This is a genomic window from Pseudomonas sp. IPO3774, assembly GCF_013386835.1.
Taxonomy (GTDB): Bacteria; Pseudomonadota; Gammaproteobacteria; order Pseudomonadales; family Pseudomonadaceae; genus Aquipseudomonas.
Genome location: NZ_JACAQY010000062.1, coordinates 159439 through 170534, shown reverse-complemented (window position 1 = coordinate 170534; position 11096 = coordinate 159439). Strand labels below are relative to the sequence as shown.

Below are 11096 nucleotides of genomic sequence, written 5' to 3'. Positions count from 1 at the left end.
TGCGCGGCTTTTTCTTTTGATTGCGCTACAGCGTGAGTTTCTGCGGCCTGCAGCGATGAGGCGTGGTCCGGGCTTTCGGCTAAAGGATAATCATTCTTAATTACAGGTAAGAAATTTCCTGCTAGCGTATGCCCCTCTTTTCCGGTTCACAGGGAGTCCGCCATGCTCAGCCCACACGCTGCGCCGCTACCGACCCAAAGGGATTTCACCCTCAATTTTCCCAACACTTTGAACACGGGTGCCGCCACCGTCGTGCCGGAAATCACCCTGTCCGCCGGGACTGTGTTGATGGACAGCCAGATGTGGATGCAAGAGCCGCTGTGGCAAGGTTTGAAGATCATCCTGGTGCTCAGCGGCCAGCTCAATTGCCGGGTCGAAGGCCAGCAGGAAGTGGAGATTCGCGGGCCGACCCTGTGCGCCGTGGCCAACCAGGGTGAACATTGTGGCGATCACCTGTTCGCCAGTGGTGTGCCGGTGCGCTACACCACCGTGCAGCTGGATTTCCCGTCGATCCGCAGCGTCGGCCTTGAGCCTGAGCGCCTGCTGGATAAACGCGGCGGCGGGCCGATGATGTTCTGCCAGCCCGCGAGCAAACCGTTGCTCGCCCTTGCCCAACAGATTTTCACCTGCCCGTTGCAGGGCCCTGCCCGCTCCTTCTATCTGGGCGGCAAGGCCCTGGAGCTGACAGCGCTGGGGGTGGAGGGAATTCTCGCGCAAACCGAGTCGCGCCCGGTGCAGGACGCCCATTGCAACTCAGCGGACATCGAACGCATTCATGCCGCCCGCGACCTGTTGCTCGGTTCGTTGCAGGCTTCGCCGTCATTGGCCGAGCTGTCTCGCGCAGTCGGCCTCAACCCGCGCAAATTGACCGCGGGCTTTCGTCAGGTATTCGGCACCAGTGTCTATGTGTACTTGCAGGAACAGCGCCTGGCCGAAGCCTATCGCCTGCTCGCCAGCGGTGAGACCAATGTGTCCAGCGCCGCGTACCGCGTGGGTTACAGCCCGGCGCATTTCTCCACGGCGTTTCGCAAGCGTTTCGGGGTTTCGCCCAAGGCGTTGCGCTGACGGGTTGTGAAAGTTCCGCCCTGCCCCGCAAACGAAAGAAATGATCGCTCGACCCAAAGCAATAGCCCTGCGTCACAACGCCTGGATGAGATACGTTTGCATTCGCATTGAACACCTCATCATGGAGTGAAGCATGGGCACCCGCGTTCTGTACCGAGACACCCCAGGTTTGCCAATCGATACCGCAGTCCCGCACTTGAAAACCAGTCGCAAGCCCTTGGCAACCCTGATCCATGGCGTTGCCCTGGGCCTGTCGCTGACCCAGATGAACCTTGTGCAGGCCGCCGAGGCGGACACCGATCACGCCCTGGTGCTCGACAGCAGCGTGGTCACCGGGACCCAAGCCGACAGCCCCACCGGACAACAGGCCGGCTACGTGGCCAAGCGTAGCCTCAGCGGGACCAAGACCGACACCGCGCTCAATGAAATCCCCCAGTCGATCTCCGTAGTGACCCGCGACCAGATGGACGCGCAGCAAGTGCAATCGGTGAGCGAAGCGTTGCGCTACACGGCCGGCGTGCAGGCCAACACTACCGCCGCCAGCCAGCGCTTCGACAACCTCTCGATTCGCGGCTTCGACGTGACCAGCACCGGCATGTTGCGCGACGGCTTACGTGGCACCACCACCCAGGCCTGGCCAAAAGCCGAAGCCTATGGCCTGGAACGCATCGACGTGCTCAAGGGCCCGGCCTCGGTGTTGTTCGGCCAGAACGCACCGGGCGGTGTGGTCAACCAGATCAGCAAGCGGCCACTGGACCAGTCGTTCCATGAAGTGCAGCTCCAGGGCGGCAGTTTCGACCGCGCCCAGGGCCAGTTCGACTTCAGCGGGCCACTGGATGACCAGAGGCAATTCCTCTATCGGCTGGTGGGCCTGGAGCGCAGCAGCGGCACCCAGTTCGATCACATCAAGGACGACAAAACCTTCATCGCGCCGTCGTTTACCTGGCGGCCGAACGACGACACCAGCCTGACCGTACTGGCCGATTACTCGGAGGATGAATTCGGCGCGCCCCGGGTGTTCCTGCCGACGGTGGGCACGCTCAAGCCGAACCCGAATGGCAAGGTCAAACACAACGTCTTTCTCGACGAACCCGGCCTGGACAACGGCCGCACGCAATACTCGCTGGGCTACCTGTTGGAGCACCGGATCAACGATGTGTGGAGCCTGAATTCCAGCGCACGTTATGGCCACGTCAACCTGCTGACCAACACCGCCAGCGGCATGTCCCTGGCGCCGGACCTGCGCACCTTGAACCGGTCGGCCTACCGCTTCCGCATCGTCGGCGACGTGTACTCCCTGGACAACAATGCCCAGGCCCGCTGGAACCTTGGCGAGGTGCAGATGGTGTCGCTGCTGGGGGTCGATTACCGACGCACCCGTGAAGACTATTACCTCAACGGCGGCGCGGCATCGTCGATCGACATCTACAACCCGGTGCACGGGGGTGTGTTCGCGCCGAACACCCCGTTCGCCAGCACCTTGCAGCGCGCCGACCAGACCGGGCTCTACGCCCAGCAGCAGATGACGTTCAACGACCGTTGGGTACTGACCGTCGGCGGTCGCCAGGATCATTCGAGTGCGCGCACCGACAACCGCCTGACCGACACCGGGCAGAAGCAGGACGACAACAAGTTCACCTACCGTGCAGGCCTCGTTTACCTGGCCGACAACGGCCTGTCGCCGTACATCAGCTACGCCACCTCGTTCGACCCGGTGCTCGGCACTGATTTCTACGGCACCAGCTTCCAACCGAGCACCGCCAAGCAGTCGGAAGTCGGCATCAAGTACCAGCCGCCCGGGATCGACAGCTACATCACCCTGTCGCTGTTCGACCTGACCCAGCAGAACGTCAAGACCACCGACCCGAGCAACCCGCTGAACAGCGTGCAGACCGGTGAGGTCAACGTGCGCGGCGTGGAGCTGGAAGGCAAGGCCAGCCTCGCCAAGGGCCTGGACCTGCTGGCAACCCTGACCTACAACGACGCCGAAGTCAGCAAGAGCAACAACCCGCTGGAAAAAGGCAACCGCCCCACCGACACCCCGGAAAAAATGGCGTCGTTGTGGGCTGACTACACCCTGCCCTTTGGCCCGCTCACCGGGCTCGGATTTGGCGTCGGCGTACGCTATATCGGTTCCACCGAGGCCGATGCTGCCAACACTGTGAGCGTGCCCTCCTACACCTTGCTCGACGCGGCGGTGCACTACGATTTCGACAAGCTGATCCCGGCGGCCAAGGGCCTGCGCCTGGCGGTGAATGCCACCAACCTGACCGACAAGCACTATTACGAAGGCTGCTCCCTCTCCAGCTGCAGTGCCGGGTATGACCGCAGTGTCATCGCCAGCCTGCGCTATCGCTGGTAACTGCCATGCGTGGGTGGTGGCTTCGTGTGCATCGATGGCTGGCGCTGAGCGTCGGCCTGCTGCTGGCGCTGATTGGCTTGAGCGGTGCGCTGCTGGAACTCAAGGGGCCGATCCTGCGCTGGGAGGTCGGCAGCCAGGCCTTGGACCTGGCTCCGGTTGAACACGGCGCACTGCTGGATGACGCGCAGTGGATCAGCGCGGCACTGGGTGCCTACCCGCAATTTCAGAAAGTCTTTGGCGCCGCAAAACCGCGCCAGGGTTTCCTGGAATCGGACAACGCGATCGTCTTCGGAGCCCTGGAGGATCGGCCCGGCATCGGCATTGCGATGATCGATCCCTACAGTGCCGAGCCACGGGCATTTTTTGTGTTCGATGACCTGTGGCTGGCGAAGCTGGTGGCGCTGCACCGGGCACTGCTGTTGCCGCCGCCCATTGGCGCCGTCGCCCTGTTTGCCTGTGGCCTGGTGCTGCTGGGCTCGGTGGGCAGCGGCCTGTACCTGTGGTGGCCGGGGCGGCGCAGCTGGTGGAAAGCCGCCAGCTTGCGCCCGGGCAGCCAGGGCCTGCGCCGCCTGCGGGAATGGCACAACGTCGCAGCCGCCTGGCTGTGCCTGCCGTTGGCGGTGATTGCCGGCAGCGGCGCCTGGCTGGCCCGGCCCGACTGGTTCTTCGCCAACCCCGCCGCGATCAAACCGCTGTTCTCCGCCGCCCACGGCCACCTGTTGCTCGGGTTGCCCGGCGCGGCCCTGGCCTTTCTTTGCGGCCTGGCATTGCCGCTGCTCTATCTCACCGGGCTGTTGTTGTGGTGGCGCAAACGCGTCCGCCACGTGCGCCCAACTGTTCAAGGAAATTGTTCATGAAACACCCTCTGTTGTTGCAACGCGGCCTGCTGCTCGGTCTTGGCCTGTTAATGAGCGGCCTGGCCTGCGCCCACACCGTCACCGACCTGGCGGGGCGCAAGGTCGACGTACCGGACAAGGTCTCGCATATCCTGCTGGGTGAAGGCCGGATGATCTACTCGCTGTCGCTCCTTGAAGGCAAGAACCCGTTTACCCGCATCGCCGGCTGGCAAGGAGATTTTCGCGGCCTGGACGTGCAGGGTTACGCCGCGTTCCAGAAGCACTTTCCCGAAGCCGACAACGTACCGTTGGTAGGCGGCACCTCCGCCGAAACCTTCAGTGTGGAAAAGGCCCTGGCGGTACACCCGGACCTGGCGATCATGGCCTTGAGCGGCGGCCATGGCCCGAGCCCCGACAGCGAGGCGGTCAAGCAGCTGGAAGCGGCCGGCGTGGCGGTGATTTTCGTCGACTTCAGCGACCATCCGCTGAGCAACACGGTGCCGAGCATGCGCCTGCTGGGCAAGGCTCTGGACCGTAATCAACAAGCCGAGGACTACATCGCGTTTTACCAGGCCTCGCTGGCCAAGGTCACCGATACCCTGGCCAAGGCCGGGACGGTAAAACGGCCGAAGATCTTCATCGACATGCTCGCCGGCCTGCAGGATTGCTGTGGTTCGCCGGGCACCGGCAACTTCGGGGAAATGATCAAGCTCGCGGGTGGCCGGAACATCGCCGACGGGCGCATTCCCGGCCCGATCGGCACATTGAACGTCGAATACATTCTGTCCAGCGATCCGGATGTGTACGTCGCCACCGGCGTATTCGGCCACGGCCAGGGCGGTGTGACCCTCGGCTATTCGGCCACGCCGCAGCAGGCCAACGACAGCCTCAAGCAAGTGTCCCAGCGCGCGCCGCTGAATGAACTGCGGGCGGTACGTGAAGGCAACGTGCATGGCCTCTGGCATATTTTCTATGACTCGCCGGAACACTTGATCGCAGTGCAGGCCCTGGCCAAGTGGCTGCATCCTGAGTTGTTCGCCGACCTGGATCCGGAACAGACCCGAGCCGAATTGTACCGGCGCTTTATGCCAATTCCGGCCAGCGGCGTATTCACCACGAGCCTTGTGCCGTGACGCAGGTGCAAGCCTGTGCGAGCGCCGATGGCGCAGGTGAGCGCTATCGCCACCGCCATGGACGACGGGTATTGCTGTTGTCGGCGCTGGCGTTGGCATTGGTGGTTTCCCTGGCGGTGGACATCACCACCGGGCCTTCCGGCATGAGCCTGACGCGCCTGTTGCAAGTGCTGTGGGACCCGGCTTCGATGCCGCGGGTGGAGGCGGTGATCGTATGGAATGTGCGCCTGCCTTACGCGTTGATGGCGGTACTGGTGGGCGCGGCACTGGCCCTGGCCGGCGCCGAAATGCAGACGGTGCTGGATAACCCGCTGGCCAGCCCGTTCACCCTCGGCGTTTCCGCCGCCGCCGCCTTCGGTGCAGCCCTGGCCATTGTGCTCGGGATGGGCATTCCTGGCGTGCCGGCGCAGTACCTGATTTCGGCCAACGCCTTTCTGTTCGCACTGGCATCGGTGGCATTGCTGTATCTGTTGGCACGCTGGCGTGGGTTTGGTGTGGAGAGCCTGGTGCTGTTCGGGATTGCCCTGGTGTTTGCGTTCAATGCGCTGGTGGCACTGCTGCAGTTTGTGGCGAGCCAGGACAGCCTTCAGCAACTGGTGTTCTGGACCCTGGGCAGCCTGGCCCGGGCGTCCTGGGAAAAGCTCGCGATCCTCGCTGCGGCGTTGCTGCTGTGCCTGCCGTTTTCCCTGCGTCAGAGTTGGGCGTTGACTGCCCTGACCCTGGGCGAGGAACGCGCCCGCAGTTTCGGGATTGATGTCGGCCGCCTGCGGGTGCTGTCGTTGCTGCGCATCAGCCTGCTGTCGGCGCTGGCGGTTTCGTTTGTCGGCACTATCGGTTTTATCGGGCTGATTGCTCCGCATATCGCGCGGCTGTTGGTGGGTGAAGATCACCGCTTGTTCCTGCCAGCGAGCGTGCTCAGCGGTGGCTTGATCCTGTCGATGGCGTCGATTGCCAGCAAGGCATTGATGCCCGGCGTGTTGATTCCGGTGGGGATTGTCACCGCACTGGTGGGAATTCCGTTTTTCATGGCGATTGTGATGCGTAACCGCCGAGGTGCTCTGTGACCGGATTAAGCACACAAGCATTGAGCATGCACTACGGCAGTCGCAGCGTGCTGCAGGACATTCATCTGCCGGCGTTGCTGCCCGGCACCATCACCGCGCTGATCGGCCCCAACGCTGCCGGCAAGTCGACCTTGTTGCGTGGCATCGCCGGACTGCACAAGGCGCACGGCCAGATCTGGCTGGAGGGTGTCGATCTCAATCGCCTGCCGCAAGTCGAGCGCGCGCAACAAGTGGTGTACCTGCCTCAGAGCCTGCCGGAGCGTACGCGCCTGTGCGCCTTCGAAGCGGTACTGAGTGCGGCCATGGCCGGCCATCGCGGCGCGGGTTTTGCGCCTGGGCGGCCGAGCCCGACGGTGCTCAAGGGCGTGGAAAAAATCCTCGCCGACCTCGACCTGACCGCCCTCGCCGACCGCCCGATCGATGCACTTTCCGGTGGCCAGCGCCAACTGGTGGGCCTGGCCCAGGCCCTGGTGCGCCAGCCTCGGGTGTTGCTGCTGGACGAACCCACCAGCGCCCTGGACCTGTATCACCAGTGCCAGGTGGTGGAAGCCATCACCCAGGCCACCCGCGAACGCAACCTGATCACCCTGGTGGTGGTGCACGACATCAACCTCGCCCTGGGCTTCAGTGATCAGGTGGTGGTGTTGCACAACGGTCAGTTGGCCGCTGCCGGGCCACCGCAAGTGGTGATCAATCAGGCGTTGCTGAAAAACGTCTATGGTGTGAGTGGCCGCCTGGAACAGGTGCATGGCCGCCCGCTGGTGATGGTGGATGCACGACTGCCCTTTTCTCCTGCCCTTGGATAACCGATGAACAGCTCCCAAGACGCTGCACTCGCGACTTTGCACACTGACCGCCCATTCAACCTGAGGCCGCTGCTGTTGGCCAACATGGCCTGCACCATGGCGATGATGGCATTTGTCTCGCTGATTGGCCCGATCGCTCGGGTGCTTGGCCTGGCCACCTGGCAGGCAGGTGCGGCGGTCACCGTGTCCGGGGTGATCTGGATGCTTCTGGCTCGTCCATGGGGCCAGGCCAGTGACCGACTGGGCCGGCGCCGTGTGCTGCTGCTGGGCACCGGTGGTTTCACCCTGGCCTACTGGGCGCTGTGCGTGTTTATCGATGCGTCCCTGCAACTGCTGCCATCGGCCATGTTGGCGTTTATCGGGCTGATTCTGGGTCGTGGCCTGATCGGCGTGTTCTACGCTGCGATACCGGTGGGCGGCTATGCGCTGGTGGCCGACAACATTGAGCCTGAGCACCGCGCCAAGGCCATGGCTTCCCTGGGCGCCGCCAACGCCTGCGGCCTGGTGCTGGGCCCGGCGATTGCTGCGCTGTTGGCGCGTCACAGCCTGAGCCTGCCGTTTTATGCGATGGCGGTGTTACCGCTGTTGGGATTCTTGTTGCTGCTGGCCAAATTGCCGCGCCAGGAGCTGCACCTCAAGCAGCCGCCCAAGCCGGTCAACCTCTCGGACCCACGCCTGCGTCGACCGTTGGTGGTGGCGTTTGTCGCGATGCTGTGTGTGTCGATCGCGCAGATAACCGTGGGTTTTTTCGCGTTGGATCGCTTGAAGATGAACCCGGCCGATGCGGCACAAACTGCCGGTATCGCCCTGACCATGGTCGGGCTGGCGTTGATCTGTTCGCAACTGGTAGTGCGCAAACTGGAGTGGCCGCCGCTGCGGATGATTCGCATCGGTGCGGTGGTGTCAGCCCTGGGATTTGCCGGCAGCATGTTCGCTGATACGGCCTGGATCCTGTGGCTGTGCTTTTTTGTGTCCGCGGCCGGCATGGGCTGGATCTTCCCGTCTTTCGCGGCGCTGGCGGCGAATGCGGTGGATGCGTCGGAGCAAGGCGCCACGGCAGGTTCGGTGGGTGCGGCCCAAGGCCTGGGCGTGGTGGTCGGGCCGTTGGCCGGGACCTTGATCTACGCGATCGAACCTCGCCTGCCCTACTTGGTGGCGGCGGCGCTGCTGCTATTGATCGCGTGCTGGCCGGCGGCACGGCAACCAGGTAACACCCCAGGTTGAGCTACCTGTTATTTCTGACGGTAGACGTCCATCCCTGAAAAGCCTCTGATAAAGCGCGTGGCCACAGCATTAGCTGAGGCCACCTACCTTTTCTGGAGACAAGCACCATGAGCGACGACCTGAATGACTTGACGACATTTACTGACAGAAATTGGAATGGCTGGCACCCGGACCGCCCAGACACCGCAAAGCTTGAGCCACGGACGCCTGGGAACGATCACGAGTTCTACCTCACCAATGCATCCGATGCGGTTCATGAGATGGGTATCTCCAAGTCCTACTCATTCATAAAGGGCACTGAATACACAGTGATCTTTGAATACCGGACCCTATCGGAAACGGACATCATCGTGTTGGCGGGAGGCTTGGAGCAAGCATACGGGCCACATCCACCGTCTCCCGGCTGGACGCGCCTGACTGTCCCTCTTCCGTACGTGAAAGAGGACGGAGGCACTCACCCAATCTCAATCAGACTCTGGTCAAGAAGTGCAGGCAGCGAACCCCATCGCTACGACTTGGACAACATTCTTGTCAGGTCGATTCCGGATTAACCTGCAAGGTCACGGGCCCTACAAAATCCGATACAACAACCGCTCGATCCGCACCCGGCTGACCCGGCGCAAGAACTTGCCGACGGCCGCCGGGTACTCCACGAGGGTTTCCAGCTGCTGGTAGCGCTCAATACGCGAGGTGTGCTGGAAAATCTCGGCAAGCTCCGTGCGCCGTGGCCCTACCCACTCCCCCTTGGGATCATCGATCAGCAAGGCGTTTTCCAGGTCGAGGCGAAACGCCCGCGGGTTGATGTTATTGCCGGTCAGCAAGGTGTAGCGCTGGTCGACCCACATGCCCTTGAGGTGGTAGGTGTTGTCGCCGTCGCGCCACAGGTGCAGGTTCAACTGGCCGCTGTCGATCATGCGCTGGTGACGCTTGGCGAAGCGACGCAGGCTGATTTCGTAGAGATACGGCAGCGCGGCGATGACCTTGAACGGCTCGCTCGGCGGGATGTAGAAATCGTTGGCGGTCTTGTCGCCGACAATGATGTCGATCTTCACCCCGCGCGCCAGGGCGCGGTTGATTTCCCGGGTCACTGGCAGCGGCAGGTTGAAGTACGGCGTGCAGATGGTCAGCTGATGCTGGGCGCTGGCAATCAGCTCGCAGATCACCCGGCTCAGGGGGTTGTTCTTGCACACGCCCAACAACGGACTGACCGTCAGGTTGCCGTTGGGCAACTGCCCCGCCGAGGTGTCATACACCGCGTGTTTGAGGCGGCTGCGCAGGTCGCCGATGTCGTTGCGCAGGCTGCGGGTGGTCGGCGGGTTGGGCAGGTCCAGCCGATGCACCGCCTTGGCGGCCACCAGGCCGTGCTCCACCAGGTGCTGCATCGAGTCGGCCAGCGCCTTGTTGTGGATCAGGTGATAACGGTCGTAGCGGTATTTGTCGAACTTGTGCAGGTACACGTTATTCAGGCTGGCGCCGCTGTACAGCACGCTGTCATCGATCACGAAGCCCTTGAGGTGCAGCACGCCGAACAGTTCGCGGGTTTGCACCGGCACGCCGTACACCGGCACTTCGGTGCTGTGGGACTGGGTCATGGCCTGGTACCAGGCGCTGTTGCCCGGTTGCTTGCCGGCACCGATCAAACCGCGCTGGGCCCGTAGCGAGTCGACCACCACCACGATATCCAGACCGGGCCGGGCGGCCTTGGCAGCGTGCAACGCGTCGTAGATCTCTTGCCCCGCCTCATCCTGCTGCAGGTACAACGCTACGATGTAGATGCGCTGGGTGGCCTGGGAAATTTTCTCCAGCAGGCAACGGCGGTACTCGGCGGCGCCGGACAGCACCTCGATCGCGTCGGGCGTGAGGGGAAAACCGCGCAGCTTGGGCAACAGGGAGCGTTTGAATAACGACGGCATAGGGCTCGCAATGGGTCGAATCCGAAGGACTCCAGAGCTTACACCATGGGCTGGCTCAGGTCTTCCCGCCCAGGGTTAAAAATAATTAATTGACCAAGGAGAACGATCGTTCTACTGTAATCTCCATGAACGATATCACTCGCGACATTATCCTCGACGTTACCGAAAAGTTGATCTACCGAAATGGCATCGCTGCCACCGGCATGGATCTTCTGGTGAAAACCGCCGGCGTCTCCAGAAAGAGCGTCTACCGCTACTTCGCCAACAAGGACGAACTGGTGATTGCCGCCCTGCAACGCCGCGACGAGCGCTGGATGCACTGGCTGCGCAGCGAAGTTGAACGCCATGCCACCACGGGCGAGCGCCTGCTGGGTGTGTTCAGTGCGCTGAAAACCTGGTTCGGCTCCGACGACTTTCGCGGCTGCGCCTTCATCAACACCAGCGGCGAGACCGGCGACCCGCACAACCCGGTGCGCCAACTGGCCAAGGCCCACAAACATAAACTGTTCGAGTACGCCCTCGAACTGTGTCAAGCACATGGCACCCCCGACCCGGAACGCCAGGCCGCGCACCTGCTGATCCTGATTGATGGCGCCATTACCGTTGCCCTGGTGATGGGCAACACCACCGCTGCCGATAATGCGCAATCCATGGCGCGAACCCTATTGCAACTTTGACCTGACTTTTAAACCT

10 protein-coding genes are annotated in these 11096 nt (G+C 62.7%); 9 read left to right on the top strand and 1 reads right to left on the bottom strand.

The window, feature by feature from the left end:
• Positions 1-162: 162 nt before the first annotated feature.
• The 8 genes from HYE77_RS28515 to HYE77_RS28480 all read left to right on the top strand — a co-directional run bounded on the left by HYE77_RS28515 (position 163) and on the right by HYE77_RS28480 (position 9041).
• On the top strand, positions 163-1065 hold the full coding sequence (locus HYE77_RS28515; protein WP_003218429.1) for an AraC family transcriptional regulator: 903 nt from the start codon (positions 163-165) through the stop codon (positions 1063-1065).
• A 133-nt stretch (positions 1066-1198) separates the two neighbouring features.
• Positions 1199-3427, top strand: a complete 2229-nt coding sequence (locus HYE77_RS28510) for a TonB-dependent siderophore receptor (protein ID WP_177070107.1) — start codon at positions 1199-1201, stop codon at positions 3425-3427.
• Positions 3428-3432: 5 nt separating this feature from the next.
• The gene (locus HYE77_RS28505) at positions 3433-4284 is read left to right on the top strand and encodes a PepSY domain-containing protein (RefSeq protein ID WP_003218433.1); all 852 of its coding nucleotides are present in this window, start codon (positions 3433-3435) and stop codon (positions 4282-4284) included.
• On the top strand, positions 4281-5396 hold the full coding sequence (locus tag HYE77_RS28500; protein WP_003218435.1) for an ABC transporter substrate-binding protein: 1116 nt from the start codon (positions 4281-4283) through the stop codon (positions 5394-5396). The genes HYE77_RS28505 and HYE77_RS28500 overlap by 4 nt, the downstream gene beginning before the upstream one ends.
• A complete protein-coding gene (locus tag HYE77_RS28495; RefSeq protein ID WP_023658859.1) occupies positions 5393-6460 on the top strand; it encodes an iron ABC transporter permease in 1068 nt (355 codons plus the stop codon). Before HYE77_RS28500 ends, HYE77_RS28495 begins: the two co-directional genes overlap by 4 nt.
• A gap of 26 nt (positions 6461-6486) precedes the next feature.
• Positions 6487-7266: an ABC transporter ATP-binding protein gene (locus HYE77_RS28490; RefSeq protein ID WP_003218440.1), complete on the top strand. Its 780-nt coding sequence runs from the start codon at positions 6487-6489 to the stop codon at positions 7264-7266.
• Positions 7267-7269: 3 nt separating this feature from the next.
• Complete coding sequence (locus HYE77_RS28485; protein ID WP_003218442.1) at positions 7270-8490, top strand: MFS transporter; 1221 nt, start codon at positions 7270-7272, stop codon at positions 8488-8490.
• A gap of 107 nt (positions 8491-8597) precedes the next feature.
• Entirely contained in the window at positions 8598-9041 is a 444-nt protein-coding gene (locus HYE77_RS28480; protein ID WP_008436193.1) for a hypothetical protein, read from the top strand.
• An 18-nt stretch (positions 9042-9059) separates the two neighbouring features.
• Here the strand turns inward: HYE77_RS28480 and pssA are convergent, their stop codons facing one another.
• Positions 9060-10403, bottom strand: a complete 1344-nt coding sequence (pssA, locus tag HYE77_RS28475) for a CDP-diacylglycerol--serine O-phosphatidyltransferase (protein WP_102604991.1) — start codon at positions 10401-10403, stop codon at positions 9060-9062.
• A 125-nt stretch (positions 10404-10528) separates the two neighbouring features.
• Between pssA and HYE77_RS28470 the strand changes: the two genes are divergently transcribed.
• Positions 10529-11080, top strand: coding sequence for a TetR/AcrR family transcriptional regulator (locus HYE77_RS28470; protein WP_177070105.1), 552 nt, complete (start codon positions 10529-10531; stop codon positions 11078-11080).
• The last annotated feature ends 16 nt before the right edge of the window (positions 11081-11096 follow it).